15 protein-coding genes are annotated in these 17,284 nt (G+C 71.8%); 4 read left to right on the plus strand and 11 right to left on the minus strand.

What is annotated here, in order from left to right:
- Positions 1-4 precede the first annotated feature (4 nt).
- Together holA and KAF39_RS13480 are read right to left on the minus strand one after the other, a co-directional pair.
- Positions 5-1,042 carry a DNA polymerase III subunit delta gene (gene holA, locus KAF39_RS13475; protein ID WP_210677704.1) on the minus strand — a complete coding sequence of 346 codons (1,038 nt, stop codon included), beginning with the start codon at positions 1,040-1,042 and terminating at the stop codon, positions 5-7.
- Between the two features lie 34 nt (positions 1,043-1,076).
- Positions 1,077-3,440, minus strand: coding sequence for a ComEC/Rec2 family competence protein (locus KAF39_RS13480; protein WP_210677705.1), 2,364 nt, complete (start codon positions 3,438-3,440; stop codon positions 1,077-1,079).
- Positions 3,441-3,682: 242 nt separating this feature from the next.
- On the opposite strand from KAF39_RS13480, the gene KAF39_RS13485 reads away from it, so the two are divergent.
- Positions 3,683-4,432: a DUF2510 domain-containing protein gene (locus KAF39_RS13485; protein WP_210677706.1), complete on the plus strand. Its 750-nt coding sequence runs from the start codon at positions 3,683-3,685 to the stop codon at positions 4,430-4,432.
- A gap of 7 nt (positions 4,433-4,439) precedes the next feature.
- Here KAF39_RS13485 and KAF39_RS13490 read toward each other — a convergent pair whose 3' ends face one another.
- The 4 genes from KAF39_RS13490 to KAF39_RS13505 form a co-directional block, all read right to left on the minus strand.
- Positions 4,440-5,039, minus strand: a complete 600-nt coding sequence (locus KAF39_RS13490) for a helix-hairpin-helix domain-containing protein (RefSeq protein WP_210677707.1) — start codon at positions 5,037-5,039, stop codon at positions 4,440-4,442.
- 65 nt (positions 5,040-5,104) lie between these two features.
- Positions 5,105-6,265 (minus strand): MFS transporter, encoded by a 1,161-nt coding sequence (locus tag KAF39_RS13495; protein WP_210677708.1) that lies wholly within the window; start codon positions 6,263-6,265, stop codon positions 5,105-5,107.
- Between the two features lie 62 nt (positions 6,266-6,327).
- Positions 6,328-8,892 (minus strand): leucine--tRNA ligase, encoded by a 2,565-nt coding sequence (leuS, locus tag KAF39_RS13500; protein ID WP_210677709.1) that lies wholly within the window; start codon positions 8,890-8,892, stop codon positions 6,328-6,330.
- A gap of 46 nt (positions 8,893-8,938) precedes the next feature.
- Positions 8,939-10,261, minus strand: coding sequence for an anthranilate synthase component I family protein (locus tag KAF39_RS13505; RefSeq protein ID WP_210677710.1), 1,323 nt, complete (start codon positions 10,259-10,261; stop codon positions 8,939-8,941).
- 41 nt (positions 10,262-10,302) lie between these two features.
- Between KAF39_RS13505 and KAF39_RS13510 the strand changes: the two genes are divergently transcribed.
- From KAF39_RS13510 to KAF39_RS13520, 3 genes are read left to right on the plus strand one after another with little or no spacing between them, the layout of a single operon-like run.
- On the plus strand, positions 10,303-10,974 hold the full coding sequence (locus tag KAF39_RS13510; protein ID WP_210677711.1) for a DedA family protein: 672 nt from the start codon (positions 10,303-10,305) through the stop codon (positions 10,972-10,974).
- A 4-nt stretch (positions 10,975-10,978) separates the two neighbouring features.
- Positions 10,979-12,004 carry an App1 family protein gene (locus tag KAF39_RS13515; RefSeq protein WP_210677712.1) on the plus strand — a complete coding sequence of 342 codons (1,026 nt, stop codon included), beginning with the start codon at positions 10,979-10,981 and terminating at the stop codon, positions 12,002-12,004.
- Between the two features lies 1 nt (position 12,005).
- Complete coding sequence (locus tag KAF39_RS13520) at positions 12,006-12,869, plus strand: 3-methyladenine DNA glycosylase (protein ID WP_210677713.1); 864 nt, start codon at positions 12,006-12,008, stop codon at positions 12,867-12,869.
- Positions 12,870-12,872: 3 nt separating this feature from the next.
- On the opposite strand, the gene KAF39_RS13525 is transcribed toward KAF39_RS13520, so the two are convergent.
- The 5 genes from KAF39_RS13525 to KAF39_RS13545 are packed head-to-tail and all read right to left on the minus strand — an operon-like array spanning position 12,873 to position 17,194.
- Positions 12,873-14,078, minus strand: coding sequence for a glycoside hydrolase family 3 protein (locus KAF39_RS13525; RefSeq protein ID WP_210677714.1), 1,206 nt, complete (start codon positions 14,076-14,078; stop codon positions 12,873-12,875).
- 5 nt (positions 14,079-14,083) lie between these two features.
- Complete coding sequence (locus KAF39_RS13530) at positions 14,084-14,740, minus strand: SDR family oxidoreductase (protein WP_210677715.1); 657 nt, start codon at positions 14,738-14,740, stop codon at positions 14,084-14,086.
- Positions 14,741-14,768: 28 nt separating this feature from the next.
- Positions 14,769-15,299: a DUF3592 domain-containing protein gene (locus KAF39_RS13535; protein WP_210677716.1), complete on the minus strand. Its 531-nt coding sequence runs from the start codon at positions 15,297-15,299 to the stop codon at positions 14,769-14,771.
- Complete coding sequence (locus KAF39_RS13540; protein ID WP_210677717.1) at positions 15,296-16,087, minus strand: hypothetical protein; 792 nt, start codon at positions 16,085-16,087, stop codon at positions 15,296-15,298. The genes KAF39_RS13535 and KAF39_RS13540 overlap by 4 nt, the downstream gene beginning before the upstream one ends.
- Positions 16,088-16,129: 42 nt before the next feature.
- Complete coding sequence (locus tag KAF39_RS13545) at positions 16,130-17,194, minus strand: NAD(P)/FAD-dependent oxidoreductase (RefSeq protein ID WP_210677718.1); 1,065 nt, start codon at positions 17,192-17,194, stop codon at positions 16,130-16,132.
- Positions 17,195-17,284 lie beyond the last annotated feature (90 nt).

Consider the following 17,284-nt stretch of genomic DNA (forward strand, 5'->3'; position numbering starts at 1 on the left):
AAGGTCAGCCGCCGAACGGCTCGCGTGTGGCGATGACCGTCACCATGCGCTCGAGCGCGAAGATCGGGTCGCGTGCCGCTCCCTTGACCTCGGCGTCGGCGCGGGCCGTGGCCTGGATCGCCATGCCGAGCGAGCGTTCGTTCCATCCCGCCAGATCGCGACGGGCGCGGTCGACCTGCCAGTCCTTCATCCCGAGTCGCTGGGCGAGCTGCCGACTGGGCTCCCTGTTTCCCGCGACGCGGGCCATGGTGCGCAGCTTCATCGCGAACGCGGCGACCATGGGCACCGGATCCGCCCCCGACGACAGGGCATGGCGGAGGGCCACGAGGGCTTCGCCGTAGCGTCCGGAGATGGCCGTGTCGGCGACGACGAAAGCCGACACCTCGACCCGCCCGCCGTAGTACTTCGTGACGACCTCTTCGGTGATGTCGCCCTCGACGTCGCCGATGAGCTGCTGGCACGCGGCGGCGAGCTCGGTGAGATCGTCCGCGAAGGCGGAGACGAGCGCGCGGAGGGCGGGTGGTGCGATGCGCTTGTTCGCCGCCTTGAACTCCCCTGCCGCGAAGTCGACCCGGTCGCCGTCGCGCTTGATGGCGGCGCATGCGATCTCGATGCCCCCTCCGGTGCCGGCGCGAAGGGCGTCGAGGAGCTTCTTCCCGCGGACGCTCGCGCCCGTGTGGCGCAGGATGACGGTGGCCCCCTCCTGAGGGTTCTCCAGGTAGCCGACGGCCTCCTGGAGGAAGGCGTCCGAGCACTTCTCGACGCCGGACACCCGGACCAGGCGCGGCTCGCCGAACAGCGAGGGGGACGTGAGCGAGAGCAGCGTTCCCGGGGCGTAGTCGTCGGCGCGGACGTCGCTGACCTCGAGCGCCGGGTCTTCCGCCCGGAGGTAGTCCCGCACCCCGGCGATCGCGCGCTCGGCGCAGACCTCCTCCGGGCCCGAGACGAGCACCAGCGGCGCGGGGTGCGGCTCCCGCCACGACACCTGCGGGATCTTCGTGGCCTTCGCGCCGCCGCGGGAGGGGGGACGGGAAGCTGCCATGACCCCAGCCTACCGGCGGCATCGGACACCCGACTCAGGGCGGCGCGGCCTCGGTCCAGACCCGCACGGCCTGGTCCTCGACACCCAGGAGGATGCGGCCGTCCCGATCCGTGCGGAACACCCGGGCACCGAGCGCGGAGAGCATGTCGAGGGTCTCGCGACGAGGGTGCCCGTAGTCGTTGTCCGCGCCGACCGTGATGAGCGCGAGCCGCGGGCTCAGCGCCTCGTAGAACGGCGCGTCCTGATCGGCGCTGCCGTGGTGGGCGACCTTCACGACGTCGTACGCACCCGGCCGCGCCGCCCGGAGAACGGCCCGTTGCGCGGCCGCGGAGAGGTCGCCGAGGAACAGCGACCGGGGCAGGCCTCCCCCGGTGAACTCCATGAGCACGCTCGCGTCGTTGCCCGGTGGGAAGGCGACGCTGTCGGCTGACGGCCAGAGGACCCGCCACGACGCCCCGCCGAGACCGCCGCGCTCTCCCGCGTGCACCTGCCGGACTCCCGCGCCGGCAGCGGTCAAGCGATCCAGGACGCGCGCATCGGCCTCGTCCGCGGGCGGCCCGTGCAGCACCGTGCGCACCTTCCCCTCCACCGCCGCGGTGCCCCCGATGTGATCGAGGTCGAAATGCGTGAGCACGAGAAGATCGATGCGGGCGATGCCCAGCGACCGCAGACACGCCTGCAGCGCCCGCGGATCCGGGCCGGTGTCGATGAGGGCCACGGCATCCTGGGAGTGGACGAGGACGGCATCCCCCTGCCCGACGTCGCACGCCGCGATGGCCCAGCCCTCCGGCGCCCGCAGCGGGCCCAGCGGCCCGTCGAGCAGCGCCCGGGACGCGCCGACGGCGACGACGGTGACGAGCACGGCGACAGCGGCCCGCCGGGCGATGGGGAGGAGTCGGATCGGGCGCCGAACGATGAGGCGGCGCATCGACCGCGCGTGTTCCCGGGGCTGCGGGACGGCCCGTGGGCGAACGCGTCCGCGGCAGCACACCACGCCGATCGCCATGCTCACCACGGCGACCGGCAGCGCGCTTCCGGGACCGGCCGGGAGCAGCACCTCCGCGCCGGGAAGACCCGCCGTGATCCGGGCGACGCTCGCGATCCAGGTCGACGGGAGCCAGGCCACGGCCGTGAGGAGGTCGGACACGGCGGGCGCCGGCGCCGACAGACAGGCGAGGAGACCGACCACCGTCGCGACCGGGGCGACCGGCTCCGCGAGAAGGTTGGCTGCCACCGCGACGAGCGACTGCTGCTCCGCGAACAGCGCGATCACCGGGGCGCATGCGAGCTGAGCGGCCAGCGGCACCGCGATCGCGACGGCCAGGGGGCGCGGCAGCCAGCGGGCGAGCCCGTTCGCGAGCGCCGGGGCGAGCAGGATGAGCGCACCTGCCGCGACCGCGGACAGCGCGAAACCCGGCGTCGAGGCCAGCCACGGGTCGATCAGGAGGACCACGACGACGCAGAGAGCGAGGATGCCGGCGCCCGCGCTCGGTCGTCCCGCGAGCATCGAGAGCATGCCGGCGGCCGCCATCACGGCGGCCCGGATCACGCTCGGCTCGGGGGTCACGAGCACGACGAACGCGGCTAGCGCGACGCCCGCGAGGACCACGCGGAGCGTCCGGCCCCCACCGCACAGGGCGACCAGTCCGAACACGGCCGCGACGACGATCGCGCAGTTCGCCCCGGACACGGCGGTCAGGTGACTGAGGCCGCTCGCGCGCATGTCGGCGTCGATATCCGCAGAGACCGCGGTGGTGTCCCCGACGGCCAGGCCCGGCAGCAGTCCCGCCCCGGGCTGCGGGAATCGCAGGGCGCGCTCGACGAACGAGTCGCGGAGGTCGGCCGCGATCCCGAAGATCCCGCCGGCCGGACGCTCCACGACGGCCGCCGTGGCGAAGACGACCAGCGCCGCGCGCTCTCCCGCGTCCGTCGCAGCGCTCTCGCCGGACACCCGCACCTGCGCCCCGAGGACGAACCCCTCCCCCTCCTCCACACCGATACGCACCGGGGCGGCCGCTGGTCCCACGGCACCCGGGGAGCCGATGCCGCGCAGCTGCATCTCCATCCAGACGCGCCCGTCCCGCCCCACGGACGCCGACGAGGTCACCTGTCCGACCGCCTCGACCACCCGGCCGTCCCAGCCGCGCACGGCGTCACGGTCCGCCGTCTGCGCAGCCACGGTGACGGCCACCGCGCCCACCGCAGCGAGGACGACGATGACCAGACCACCCACCGTCGCCGCCGCCCCGCGCCGCCACGCGATCACGCCGCCGACGACGAGCGCGGCCGCCACGCAGCCACCGACGCACCACCCCGCGACGCCCGGGGCGAACACGCACACGAGCGCCGCGATCCAGACAGCCCCCGCGATCGTCAGCAGCCGGAGATCACCTGTCATGTCGCCCCCCCTTTCGGCCCCAGAAGCCGCTCTCCGGCCCGTCCATCCGCCCACCGTAGAGTCGCCGGCGCCCTCGCCCCGGTGGCCCCGGTGGCCCCGGCATCAGCGGTGGAGGACTTCTCCCGAGCCGCGCATGTGGAGGATCTCTCTCGCGGCGAAACACGTGATCGCGTCGACGTGGGCAGTTCAGTAGCTTGTGAAAACGCGTGGACCGGCGCGGCGAATGGTGGGGGAATCTGCAGATGAGTGCGACAGCCGAATGGTACGACGACGGCTCGGGGCGGCTGCGCTGGTGGGACGGTGCGCGGTGGACCGACCACTACGCCCCGGCTCCTGACGCGAGTGCCTCTGCGGCCTCGATCGCGTCGGGGGCGAACGCCGGGGCCGCCCCGACGACGGACGCGCCCGCCCTCTCTCCCCGGCGCTCTCCCGTGCTCGGTGTCGTCGGGCTGGGTCTGGCCGTCCTGGGCAGTGTCCTGGCCTGCATCCCGGTGCTGTTCTGGCTCGGTGCGATCATCCTCCTGGCCGGGTTCGTCGTGTCGCTCATCGGGCTGTTCCAGAAGCATGCGGTGAAGTGGCCGTCGATCGTCGGGATGGTCGTGTCGATCGTGGGAGGCGTGATCGGGCTCACCGTGCTCGTCGTGAGTCTGGTGGCGAGTTCGCCGCCGCTGAGCGGGACGACCCCGGGGACGGACAGCGCTCCGCCGGTGACCGCGGAGCCGTCGGATCCGCCGACCGCGGCGAGCGACAGCCGTCCGACGCCCGAGGAGATCGCGGTGGCCTTCGAGGAGATCAACCGATCGAACGGCCTCACGACCTACGACGACAAGCCGGATTTCTATCCCTGCGTCGGGCAGTACGTGTATGACTCCGCGCTCTCGGACGAGACGGTGCAGCTGCTCGTCGACGTGCGCGATCCTCTCGACTCCGAACGAGATCTCGCCGTCGCCGTGATCACCGAAGCCACGCTGACCTGCGATCCTCAGGGGTAGACGGACCTCAGACACGGACCCCGTCGCGCAGGCCCTCCAGGAGCTTCTCCCCGATGCCCGGGACGGCGAGAAGGTCGTCGACCGAGCGGAAGCGTCCGTTCTCCTCACGCCAGGCGAGGATGCGCTCGGCCAGTGCGGGCCCGATGCCGGGCAGCGCCTCCAGCGCCGCCTGATCCGCACTATTGAGGTCGACCGCGCCTCCGTCGGACGGCACCGCCGACGGGCCAGCGGCCGCGCCCGCGACCGGCACGACGACCTGCTCCCCGTCCTCCACCGGACGGGCGAGATTGACGGCCGCGAGGTCCGCCCCGTCGACGGTGCCACCGGCCGCGGCGAGAGCATCCACCACCCGCGCGCCGGGATGCAGGACGTACAGCCCCGGCCGCTCGACAGCCCCAAGCACGTGGACGTAGAGCTCGGCCTCCGGCGCAGCGGAAGCGGCCGACGAGGTCGGGATCAGCGGCACGGCGTCGGCCGTCGAGGTCCGTCCCCGCAGCAACTCGACACCGACGGCCACCGAGAGCACGACGATCGCCAGAACCACCGCGGCACCGAGACCGAGACGGAACCCTCGTCGGGGCGGAGACGGGGGCGGCGGCGAGGTCATGCGGTCACGCTACGCGCCCGTCTCCCCCGCCCCGAACCGAGAAGCCGGCGCGCGTGGGCAACCGCTCAGGCGGCCGTGGCGGTGGAGGAATCCTCGCCGGGACGGATCATCGGGAGGAAGAGGAGCGCGGCGACGGCGACGACCGCCATCGCGAGCAGGGCCGTCTCGAAGCCGATTCCGATCTGCACCCCCGCGACGAAGGTCAGCACCGCCATGCCGAGCCCCATCGCCAGTGAGGCGTAGAGCCCCTGCGCCGCGGACTGGTCCTCAGCGGGCACGCGGTCGCGGACGTACATCGTGAATGCGAGATGCGTCGTCGCGTAGGAGCCCGCGTGGAGGACCTGCGAGAGGGCGAACACGACCGCGTCCCCGGCGAAGGCGAGGAGGACCCATCGCACGGCGGCGACCACCGCGCCGAGCGCGAAGAGCACCCGGTAGCCGAGCCGCTCGAACCGACGCCGCGCGAGGGAGAACAGGACGAACTCGCTCAAGGGGGCGAGCACCAGCAGGAACGGCACCGCGATCGGCACCGCGATCTCCTCCGCGCGGATGGCCCCGAAGCTGTAGTACGCCGCGTGCGATCCCTGCACGAGGACGGCGATCGCGAGGCACGCGAGGAACGCGCGGTCGTGGAAGAGAGCGGCGAAGCCGCGCGCACCCGACCCGCGGACGGACAGCGTCTCCGCCTCCCGGAGACGCACGACGCCGACGACCGCCGCGAGCAGGCAGGAGCCGATCAAGGCGGACACGAGCACCTCGGGGCCCAGCGCCGAGCTCAGCCAGCCGGCGAGCAGCGTGCCGACCATGAAGCCGGCCGAACCCAGCGCCCGCGTCGGCCCGTACAGGAGAAGCCCGCGCCGGGCCGCCACGGTCGCGACCGTCTCGTTCAGCGGCAGCATGATCGGGTAGATCAGCCCGAAGAGGATCGACACCGCGAGCAGCATCGGGAACCCGACCACGAACAGATACGGAACCGCCGCGGCCGTGATCACCCACGGGATGATCCGGCTCAGCCGCAGCAGGGTGACGTAGCGGTTCAGCGCGGGGTAGATCACGGCGACCGAGACCGTGCGCGCCATCAGGGAGAGCGCGACCGCGGTTCCGATCTCCGAGAACGAGAACCCGCGCTCAGCGAGCCACAGGCCCCAGTACGACTGGAAGACCGCCCAGCTGAGGTAGAAGGTGAGGAAGCGGACCGACACCCAGGCGCGGAGGCTCAACGTCATCCGTCACGTCCCTCCGCACCCCGTCCCGCAGGCTGCCCCGCCGCCCGGCCGGCTCGCCGGCCTCAGCCCTTGACGACGATGCTGACGATCTTCGGTGCCCGTACGACGACCTTGACGATCTCGCGGTCACCGATCGAGCGGATCACCCGCTCGTCCGCGCGCGCCAGCGCCTCCAGCTCGCCCTCGCCGATCCGGGCGGGCACCTCGAGCTGTGCCCGCACCTTGCCGCCGACCTGGACGACCGCCGTGACGGTGTCCTCGACGAGCAGCGCCGGGTCGGCGGAGCGCCACGACACGAGTCCGACGGACGGCTCGTGGCCGAGCAGCTCCCACATCTCCTCCGCGGTGTGCGGGGCGATGAGGTCGAGCATCACGGCGATCGTCTCCGCGGCCTCGCGCACCGCGGGGTCCGCAGCGCCGGCGGCACCGTCGATGGTCTTGCGGGTGATGTTGACGAGCTCCATCAGACGAGCGACCAGCACGTTGAACTTCGTCTGCTCGACCAGCGCCGGCGCCTCGGCCAGCAGCTTGTGGGTCGCTCGACGCAGCGCGGCGTCCCCGCCGTCGAACACGACGTCGACCGGGCTGGCCACCTCATGCGCGACCCGCAGGGCACGCGCGAGGAACTTCTGCGCACCGGTGGTCGAGACGTCCGCCCAGTCCTTGTCGTCCTCCACCGGACCGGCGAAGGCGAGACCGACGCGCAGGGCGTCGGCGCCGTGAGCGTCGAGCTCCTCCTGGAACAGCACGAGGTTGCCCTTGCTCTTCGACATCTTCTGGCCGTCGAGCAGCACCATGCCCTGGTTGATGAGGTTGGAGAACGGCTCGGTGAAGTCGATCAGCCCCATGTCGAACAGGACCTTGGTGATGAAGCGGGCGTACAGCAGGTGCAGGATCGCGTGCTCGACACCGCCGATGTACGAGTCGACCGGTGCCCAGCGCGCGGCCTGCGCCGGGTCGAACGCGACGGTGTCGCTGTTCGGCGACAGGAACCGGAGGAAGTACCAGGAGCTGTCCACGAAGGTGTCCATCGTGTCGGGGTCGCGCAGCACCGGGTCGCCGGTCTCCGGGTCGGTCGTGCGCACCCAGCTCTCCGCCCCACCCAGGGGCGACGTGCCCTTCGGCTTGAGGTCGAGCCCCTCCACGCTCGGCAGCTTCACCGGCAGCCGGTCCTCGGGCACCGGGATGATCCGACCGTCCTCGGCATGCAGCATCGGGATCGGCGTCCCCCAGAAGCGCTGCCGCGAGATGAGCCAGTCACGCAGACGGTAGTTCTTCGCCGCGCGGCCCGTGCCCGACGCCTCCAGCTGCTCGATCGCACGCGCGATCGCGTTCCGCTTGGAGAGCCCGTTCAGCGGACCGGAGTTGATCATGCGCCCTTCGCCGGTGAGCGCGACCCCGGTCTTCGCCGGGTTCTGCTCGTCGAGAGCGGCATCCGCGTCGACGGGGACGCCGTCCTCGTCCACCTCGATGACCGGCATGGCCCCGGTGACCGGGGCGGTCGTGTCCACGACGACCTTCACCGGCAGATCGAACGCGCGGGCGAAGTCCAGGTCACGCTGGTCGTGCGCCGGCACCGCCATGACCGCACCGTGACCGTAATCGGCCAGCACGTAATCGGCGGCCCAGATCGGCAGCTTCTCGCCGTTGACCGGGTTGATCGCGTACCGCCCCAGGAACACGCCCGTCTTGGGCCGATCGGTCGACTGCCGATCGATGTCGGTCGTCTTCTGCACCTCGGACAGGTAGGCCTGGAAGCGCTCACGCACCTCGGGCTCGGCGTCCGCGGCGAGCTCGGCGGCCAGGTCGCCGTCGGGCGCGACGACGAAGAACGTCGCACCGTGCAGCGTGTCCGGACGCGTCGAGAACACCGTCACGGGCTCCTCGCGGCCTTCGATGCGGAAGTCGACATCGGCGCCGACCGAACGCCCGATCCAGTTGCGCTGCATCTGCAACACCTTGTGCGGCCAGAACCCCTCGAGCTGGTTCAGGTCATCGAGCAGACGGTCCGCGTAGTCCGTGATGCGGAAGTACCACTGGGTCAGCTTCTTCTTCACGACCTCGTAGCCGCACCGCTCGCAGCGGCCGTCCACGACCTGCTCGTTCGCCAGCACCGTCTGGTCGTTCGGGCACCAGTTGACCGGACTCTTCTTGCGGTACGCCAGGCCCCGCTCGTACATCTTCAGGAACAGCCACTGGTTCCAGCGGTAGTACTCCGGGTCGGACGTGTGCAGCACCCGGCTCCAGTCGAACGAGACACCGTACTGCTGGAACCCGACCTTCTGCTGCGCGATGTTCTGGTACGTCCAGTCGCGCGGGTCGGCGCCCTGGCGGATCGCCGCGTTCTCCGCCGGCAGACCGAAGGAGTCCCAGCCGATCGGGTTCAGCACGTTGTGACCGCGGTGTCGCCAGAAGCGCGCGACGATGTCGGAGTACAGGTAGTTCTCCGCGTGCCCCATGTGCAGGTCGCCCGAGGGGTACGGGAACATCGCCAGCACGTACCGCCGCGGACGTGTGTCCTCGTCGCCGCCCGTGAGGAACGTCTCGTGCTCCGCCCAGTACTTCTGCCACTTGGCCTGGATGGCGTGCGGCGAGGAGAACTCCTCGTCGACGGGAGCGGTGGACATGTTCTCGGACAACGAACGCACGACCAATCTGAAGGGAAAAACGGGATCAGTTCAGGATATCGGAACGCCAGGTCGCGGGCATTTCCGCGCCGAGCGCGGCGAGCGGTGCGCGGGCCTTGGTGGCGACCTCGCGCACCTCGGCGGCCGGCACCGATCCCCAGGTGATCCCGCCGCCCGCACCGACGAAGGCCGCCCCCTCGTCGACGACGATGCTGCGGATCACCATCGCCAGGTCAAGGGTCCCGTCCGCGCCGATGTACCCGAAGCAGCCGGCGTAGATGTCACGCGGACCGTCTTCGAGCTCCCACAGCCGCGTCATGGCCGACAGCTTCGGGGCGCCGGTCATGCTCCCCGCCGGGAAGGCCGCCTCCAGCAGCGTCCCGACGGTCGTGCCCTCCGCCGCGGTGCCGCTGACGGTGCTGACGAGCTGATGAACCGCCGGGTAGCTCTCGACGGTCCAGAGACCGTCGACGCGGATGCTGCCGGGCACGCAGACCCGGGAGAGGTCGTTGCGCATGAGGTCGACGATCATGACGTTCTCGGCCCGCTCCTTGGGGTCGGCGGCCAGTTCGGCGGCGAGCGCTTCGTCGGTCGCCGCGTCGGCGCCCCGCGGCCGTGTCCCCTTGATGGGGCGGGTGCGGATGACGCCGCCGCGGGCGTGGAGGAACTGCTCGGGGCTGGCGCTGAGGAGGGCGCGTCCGCCGATGCGCAGGAATCCGCCGTGGTGCGCGGGCGTCGCCGCCCGGAGTCTCTCGTACACGGCGACGGGGTCGTGGGCGCCGGGCACGGTGAACCGTGTGGTGAGGCACAGCTGATAGGCGATACCGGCATGGATGAGGTCGCGGCATCGGCCGATGAGGGCCTCGTACGCGGCCGGGGTGTGGCGGGCGTGCGCGACGCGTCGTCCTTCGGCCAGGGGACGCCGCGGACGCTCCGGACTCTCGGTGGTCAGGAGCGCGCGCATCCGGTGCTCGTGCTCCTGGCCGCCGTCCTCCGGCGTGAGGAGCCACAGGCGGTGCGCCGCATGATCGAACGCGAGGGCCGCCGTCACGTGCAGCCAGGTGCGCGCGTCCGGCTCCGGCTCCGCGGCGACCGGGGCCCCGGCCCGGGCAGCACCGCTCTCGTAGTCCCGCCAGCCGACCCATCCCCCGAGGAACGGCGGCACCCCCTCGTCGGGCGGGCTCGTGTCGAGGCGCACCCCCGCCGGGAGCGGCTCCGCCACCCCGGTGCCGAGGAGGCTCCACCCCTCGGTCGCCTTCGGGCCGGCATCGAGCCAAAAGACGTCCGCCTCCTGTTCCGCGAGCGCCGGGAAGACCTGCTCCGGCGTCACCCAGCTCGTCAGCAGGCGGGGGCGCAGGCGGTGGGGCACCTTTCCAGCCTAGGTCCGGGCCGCTCCCGTATCCTCATGGGGTGGACGACCTCCTGCTCTGGCTCCTCGACACCGTGCAGTCGATCGATCCGATCACGCGCACGCTCGTCGCGGGCATCGCCGTGATGCTGGAGACGAGCATCCTCATCGGTCTGATCGTCCCGGGCGACACGATCGTCATCATCGCCTCGATGGGCGTCGCCTCGCCGCTCGAGGGCATCGCGATGGGCGTCGCCGTAGTCGTGGGCGCGCTCATCGGTGAGAGCATCGGCTTCTGGCTCGGCCGCTGGCTCGGCCCGTACATCCGCGCCTCCTGGCTCGGACGACGGATCGGCGAGCACAACTGGGTCCGTGCCGAGAACTACCTGGCCCGCCGGGGCGGCATCGCCATCTTCCTCTCCCGGTTCCTCCCCGTCCTCCACTCCCTCGTCCCGCTCACGGTCGGGATGAGCGAGTACCCCTATCGGCGCTTCCTCGCGTGGACGACCCCGGCCTGCATCATCTGGGCCACTGCCTACGTGAGCGTCACGTCCCTCGCGGCCGGGAGCTTCCGTGATCTCGTCGATCGCGTGCATTTCGCCGGCTACCTGTTCGTCGGGGTCATCGCGCTGTTCCTGCTCCTCGCCTACCTCGGCAAGCGGCTCCTTCACCGTCTCGAAGCACGTCATCTGGAGGCCCCGGCGGCGGAGTCCGACGCCGACGTGAAAGACTGAGGCAATGGCCCCCGCACCCCCGGCGCCCAGGATCCACTGGTTCGCCCGCCTCGAGCACCGCCTTCACGTGTGGCGCGAGGGTCGAGCGCGCCGTCGTGGCCGGAACGCCACGGTCCTGCCGTTCCCCGGCTACGGAGGCCCCGGCTGGGTGCGCGTCCTCGGCCGTGTGCTCATCGTCCCGCCGCAGCGTCGCAATCGCAACGGCGAGCCGGCGAGCATTCGCGGGTGGCGGAGCTTCGTCGGGATTCCGGTGGGGTTCGCCTCGGTCAGTGTCCACCTCGGCGACGGCACCCACCAGGTCGTCGCCGACCGTGGCGGCGTGATCGACTCGGTCATCCGCGCCGACCTCGACCCGGGCTGGCAGACGTTCACCATCACCGTCGAGGGACAGGAGCCCATCGAGGCCCGCGCGTTCATCGTGGCCGAGAGCACGCGGTTCGGTGTCGTGTCGGACGTCGACGACACCGTCATGGTCACGGCACTCCCCCGGCCGTTCATCGCCTTCTGGAACTCGTTCGTGGTCGACGAGCACGCGCGCATCCCCGTTCCCGGCATGGCCGTCCTCCTCGACCAGCTCCTCCGGCAGCACCCCGGCGCGCCCATGATCTACCTCTCCACGGGAGCCTGGAACGTCGCGCCGACCCTGTCCCGCTTCCTCGGCCGGCACCTGTTCCCGGCCGGTTCGCTGCTCCTGACCGACTGGGGCCCCACACACGACCGATGGTTCCGGAGCGGGCGCGAGCACAAGCTCACCAACCTCCGACGACTGGCCACGGAGTTCCCGGATGTGAAGTGGCTGCTCATCGGCGACGACGGACAGCACGACGAGGCCATCTACACGCAGTTCCAGGAGGAGCACCCGGACTCCGTCGCCGGCGTCGCGATCCGGCGACTGCTCCCCGCCGAGGCCGTGCTCGCCGGTGGACGTGCCGAGATGGAGTCCCACGACGCCGACGCCGCCCCGTGGGTGAGCGCGGAGGACGGCGCAGGACTGCGCGATCAGCTCGGCGATGTCGGCATCCTGCGCTGACATGCTCCTCCCGCGGGACGAGTGGCGTCGACGGGAGCACGAGCATCACCGCCGGGCGGATGCGCTGACCGCGGCGCATCGCGATCGCGCCGCGCGAGGCGAGAAGCACCCGGTGTGGGACTTCCTGTTCACCTACTATTCGTACAAGCCGGCGCAGCTGCGACGGTGGCACCCCGGTGCGGGCGTGGAACTGCAGGAGGCGCCCGAGCGCGCACAGTGGCGATGGTATGGGCCCGGAAGCACCGCTGAGGGGGTGCGGCCCGACGCGGAGCGCTTCGCGCGGGAGAAGCCCGAGCTCGCTCGCCTCGTCGCGCTGATGCTGCGCCGCACCGCGTCCCGACCCGGGCAGTTCGGCTGCTTCGGCCTGCACGAGTGGGCGATGGTCTACCGTGCCGACGAGCATCGGCACGCGGTGCCCCTGCGACTCGGCCGGGAAGGTACGGACGCGGTGGTCGACGCGCACGAGCTCCGCTGCACGCACTTCGACGCCTTCCGCTTCTTCACCCCGGACGCCGTGCCACGTAACCGCACCGCGTTGACCCGGGAGGATCAGCCGCTTCTCGAGCAGCCCGGCTGCCTGCACGCCGGCATGGACCTCTACAAGTGGGCCGTGAAACTCGGACCGCTGATCCCCGGAGAGCTGCTGCTGGACACCTTCGAGCTGGCGCGCGACATCCGCCTGCTCGACATGCAGGCCGCGCCGTACGACCTTTCCGCATGGGAGGTCGAGCCGGTCCGCATCGAGACCACGGAGGGCAAGGCCGAATACGTGCGCCGTCAGCGGGGCTTCGCCGAGCGCGGAGCGGCCCTGCGTGCCGCGCTCCTCACCGCCTGGCTCGGACCGGACGGGCGCCTCGCGGCCTGAGCGTCACCCCGCCGGGGTGCAGTCGCTGCAGACCGCCCACGAGGCCGTTGCCGCGGAGAGCTGCAGACGCAGCGCAAGCACCCGGGTCGCGGCATCCGCCAGGCGTTCGGCCGGAAGGGTCCCGGCGTCGACGGCCGCGGCGATCCCGGCCGCCATCCGGCTCGCGGTCTGCGCATCGGAGCCCGCGATCATCAGCACGAGGTCGTTGCCCGCTGCCACGGCGGCCACGCCGTTCGCGACGGGATCGGCGTACGCGGGGTCGCCGGAGGAGAGCAGCATGCCGAGATCATCCGTGACGGCGACGCCCTCGAACCCCAGCTCCTCGCGGGCGATGCGGTGCCACTCGGCAGACAGGGATGCCGGCCGGGAATCCACGGCCGTGTAGGCCAGATGTCCGTACATGAGCAGCGATGCCCCGGCCTCGATCCCCGCGGCGAAGGGGACCCCGTCCGCCGCCCGCCACTGCGCCTTGGTGATGCTGGTGCTCGGGATCGCATGATGCGAATCCCCCGGGGCCGCCCCGTGCCCGGGAAAGTGCTTCAGCGTCGAGGCGAGGAACTCCTCCTGAGCGTCCGTCGCCGCCGCCGTGCGGTCGGCGGCGGCCTGCGGATCGACGCCGAGCGCTCGCGCGAAGATGAACGAACCGGGATCGGCGGGAACATCGGCCACCGTTCCGAAGTCGACCGTGATCCCTGCGCGGGCCACGAGCGCGCCCCGCGCCGCGAACGCCCCGGCCGTCTCATCGACCGGGGCATTCTTGAGGGTCGACGAAGCGGCATACGCGTCCCAGGGCAGCCGGGAGACCACCCCGCCCTCCTGGTCCACGGCGATGAGGGGCGGCAGCGCGGGGTCGACGGTGAGCGCGGCCGTCAGCGTGCGCAGCTCGGACTCCGTTGCGGGGATGTTCCCGCCCATCAGGATGAACCCGCCGAGACCCGACTGCATGTACGCGCGCAACGCCTCGGGGTCCGTCCCGCCGATATGGCCCATCACGATGGAGGACGCCTGTTCGGCGGTGCTCATCTCCGCGACGAGCGCGGCGGCCCGCTGGCGCACGCCATCCGGCTCCGCCGCCTGCACGGTGACCGAATCCGCCGCGGCACTCGGCGCGGACTGCGCCGCTGCCGGTGCGCAGACGGCACCGGCGAGGGCGGCCAGGGCCAGCGCGGCACCGAGGCCGCGCGCCACTCGACGCCCGCCGTCCCTCATCGCCGTCAGCGTGCGAGCGCCTCGGCGATCGGGACCGAGGTCTCCTCGTCGCCGTTGCCGAAACGGATCGTGCGTCCGATGGTCCCCGGGTCTTCCAGGGCGGCGACGATGACCGCCGCGACGTCCGCACGGGACACCTCACCCCGGCCCTCGGGGTCGATGCGGATGCGCCCCGTCGGGTCGTCGAAGGTCAGGGCGCCCGGGCCGAGGATCGTCCCGTCGAGATCGGACGCCCGCAGGTGCTCGTCGGCCGCCCACTTCGCGTCCGCGTAGGGGAAGAAGGAGTCGTCCTCGGGGACTCCGTGGTCGGCGGTGGAGCCGATCCACGACACCATGACGTAGCGCCGTACGCCGGCACGCTCCGCGGCATCCATGGACCGCTCGGCGGCGTCCCGATCGACGGCGTAGGTGCGCTCCGGGCTCCCGCCCCCGGCACCCGCCGACCAGACCACCGCGTCGTGACCGCGGATGATCTCGGCGAGGGCGTCCACGTCCATGGTCTCGATGTCGGCGACGAGTGCGACGGCGCCGCCCTCCTCGACCTCGGAGACGTGATCGGGATTCCGGATCACCCCCGTCACCTCGTGCCCACGGGCGACGAGGAGCGGAGCGAGCAGCAGAGCGATGCGGCCATGGCCGCCGAAGACGAGGATGCGCGACATGTCTTCACCCTACGCGCCCTCACCGACGTCAGCCCGGGGTCTGCGAGCTGTCGATCACGAAGGCCTGCGGATGCGACGGCAGGTACCGCACGACGACGGGCGCGCCGCTCGGAAGCCACGCATCGCGGTCCGGGTACACCGCGGGCGTGAAGAAGTTGCTCTCCAGCGTGTACTCCGTGCCGTCGGCGGTGGTGAAGGTCACCCAGTCCCCGTCCAGGGTTCCCGTCGTCGGCCGGCCATTGTCGTAGATGTAGGCGCGCGTGACGGGCACCCCCGTCAGGCTCAGGATGCCGATGACGAGCGACCCCAGCATCACGAACGCCAGGATCCGGAAGAACACCCGGGCGATCGTGGCACCGACGTTGCCCCGGGGCCGTGTCTCGGACGGGAGCAGCCCCTCCCGCTCACGGACCGCGCGCAGCGACCCGCCCTTCGCCGAGGCTCCGCCGGCGGAGATCGCGAACAGTCCGAGGATCGAGAACCCCGCGATGAACACCATCGCGTAACCGTGCGAGGCCGGGAAGTTCAGCAGCCACATCAGGGTGTCCATCGGGTTCATCGTCCCGCCTCCTTCTCGATGGTCACGGCGACGGTCTGCGGGTCCTCCCGCCGGTAGAACGCCCAGACGGGCGCCCCCACCTGCAGGCGCGAGACGGCCTGCGGGTACACGAAGACGGTCGTGTCCGCCTCCCACGGCTCGGCGCCCTCCGGAGCCACGAGCACCTTCAGAGCCAGCTCGCTCTGGCCCTCGCGACGTCGACCGGTCGGACGGACCTCGAGCACGGACGCGGGGACCTGCGTCCCCGTCGTGCGGGCCCGGACCTGTGCGGGATCGATGAGGCCGCGGTCGATGCGCCACTGGAGCATCGCCTCACGGACGGCGGGGTCGGTGAGGTCGGCGAGCTCGACGGTGTCGGGGTCGGTCGTGCTGTAGCGGACGGGAACGGGCTGCCCGACCTGCAGCGCTCCGGCATCGGCGGCGTCGAGGAGCATGCGGAGCTGCCCGATGAAGTCGTCGCCGACGCTCGGGCTGACCCGGATGAAGAGGTCGTACTGCGGCACGTCGTTCACGGTCACACCGGTGCGCGACATCTCGACCACCGTGCCGACGCCGATCTGCGCCGGACCGCGCACCTTCTTGCGGCGTCCGAGACCGGACAGCGAGCCGCCGAAGGTGAGGAGCAGCCCCCAGGCGACACCGATCATGATCGGGGCGCCGAAGCTGTCATCGCCGGCGAACGGGAGGATCGACTCTCGCTGGTCCACCCCGAACAGGCCTTCACCGACCCAGATGACGAGCCACACGGACAGCAGCAGCCAGACGACGGTCAGGACGATGCGCAGCATGCCTCCCAGCGTATACATAGGCACGGCTCACGCACGAACCGGTCACGAGGGGACGGCGACTCCCGCCTCGAGCGCCCGGACGACGCCGGCCGCCGCGGCACGCCCCGCCCTGTTCGCGCCGATCGTGCTCGCGGAGGGGCCGTACCCGACCAGCTGCACGCGGGGATCGGCCACCGCCGTGGTGCCGCGGCCCCCGCGGTCGAGCTGGATGCCACCGGCGGCGCTGCGAAGGTGGAGCGGCGCGAGGTGGCCGATCGCCGGACGGAACCCCGTCGCCCAGAGGATCGCATCCACGCGCTCGAAGGTCCCGTCGGCCCAGCGCACCCCGTCGGGTTCGATGCGCTGGAACAGCGGACGTCGGTCGGCGTAGGCGCCGAGACGCTCGGCCTCCCGCTCCTGGGGCCGCAGCATGAGGCCCGTCACGCTGACCACGCTCTCCGGTGGCAGGCCGGCCGCGACGCGCTTCTCGACGAGGGCCACCGCGGCCGCGCCGACTTCGGGGGTGAAGTCGTCGTCGCGCCACACCGGCGGGCGTCGGGTGACCCACAGCGTCTGGGTGAGGGGGGCCAGCGCCCCGAGGAACTGCACCGCGGAGGCCCCGCCACCGACGACCAGCACCCGCATGCCCCGGAAGTGCTCCGGCCCCGGGTAGTCGACGGTGTGGAACTGCTCACCCAGGAAGGTCTCCATTCCGGGGTAGTGCGGGATGAACGGCTGGGACCACGTCCCCGTCGCGTTGACGAGGGTGCGGGCGCGCCATTCACCTTCCTCGGCCTCGATGACCAGGGTCCCGGCGTCATCGCGGACCCGGCGCACGGTCACCGGCCGCAGGACGGGGAGGTCGTGCGCCCGCTCGTACGCCGCGAAGTACTCCGGCACCGCCACATTCGCACGACGGCCGTCCCGCGGGGGTGGCGTGTCCCCCGGAAGCTCCGCGACACCGTGCACGTCACGCATCGTCAGCGCGTCCCACCGGTGCTGCCAGGCTCCGCCGGCGCGCTCGTCGGCGTCGAGCACGACATGCTCGACCCCGCGACGCCGCAGGTGGAAGGACGCGGACAGGCCGGCTTGGCCGGCACCGATCACGAGACTGTCGAGGATGCTCACGATGAATCGAACACTCCCCCGCGCGCGGATGTTCCGCGGGTGCCGACGCGCCCGGGAAGCCCGCCCCGATTGGTGTGGATGCCGATTCGT

Origin of the sequence: Microbacterium sp. BLY (genome assembly GCF_017939615.1) — a bacterium.
In the GTDB taxonomy this organism is placed as follows: Bacteria; Actinomycetota; Actinomycetes; order Actinomycetales; family Microbacteriaceae; genus Microbacterium.

What these genes read in the sequence shown, in the direction of transcription:
- KAF39_RS13490 (WP_210677707.1), bottom strand. Translation starts at nt 5,039, where the DNA reads ATGACCTCGCCGCCGCCCCCGTCTCCGCCCCGACGAGGGTTCCGTCTC.
- KAF39_RS13520 (WP_210677713.1), top strand. Translation starts at nt 12,006, where the DNA reads ATGCTCCTCCCGCGGGACGAGTGGCGTCGACGGGAGCACGAGCATCAC.
- KAF39_RS13485 (WP_210677706.1), top strand. Translation starts at nt 3,683, where the DNA reads ATGAGTGCGACAGCCGAATGGTACGACGACGGCTCGGGGCGGCTGCGC.
- KAF39_RS13480 (WP_210677705.1), bottom strand. Translation starts at nt 3,440, where the DNA reads ATGACAGGTGATCTCCGGCTGCTGACGATCGCGGGGGCTGTCTGGATC.
- KAF39_RS13515 (WP_210677712.1), top strand. Translation starts at nt 10,979, where the DNA reads ATGGCCCCCGCACCCCCGGCGCCCAGGATCCACTGGTTCGCCCGCCTC.
- KAF39_RS13535 (WP_210677716.1), bottom strand. Translation starts at nt 15,299, where the DNA reads ATGAACCCGATGGACACCCTGATGTGGCTGCTGAACTTCCCGGCCTCG.
- leuS (WP_210677709.1), bottom strand. Translation starts at nt 8,892, where the DNA reads ATGTCCACCGCTCCCGTCGACGAGGAGTTCTCCTCGCCGCACGCCATC.
- KAF39_RS13530 (WP_210677715.1), bottom strand. Translation starts at nt 14,740, where the DNA reads ATGTCGCGCATCCTCGTCTTCGGCGGCCATGGCCGCATCGCTCTGCTG.
- KAF39_RS13525 (WP_210677714.1), bottom strand. Translation starts at nt 14,078, where the DNA reads ATGAGGGACGGCGGGCGTCGAGTGGCGCGCGGCCTCGGTGCCGCGCTG.
- holA (WP_210677704.1), bottom strand. Translation starts at nt 1,042, where the DNA reads ATGGCAGCTTCCCGTCCCCCCTCCCGCGGCGGCGCGAAGGCCACGAAG.
- KAF39_RS13495 (WP_210677708.1), bottom strand. Translation starts at nt 6,265, where the DNA reads ATGACGTTGAGCCTCCGCGCCTGGGTGTCGGTCCGCTTCCTCACCTTC.
- KAF39_RS13540 (WP_210677717.1), bottom strand. Translation starts at nt 16,087, where the DNA reads ATGCTGCGCATCGTCCTGACCGTCGTCTGGCTGCTGCTGTCCGTGTGG.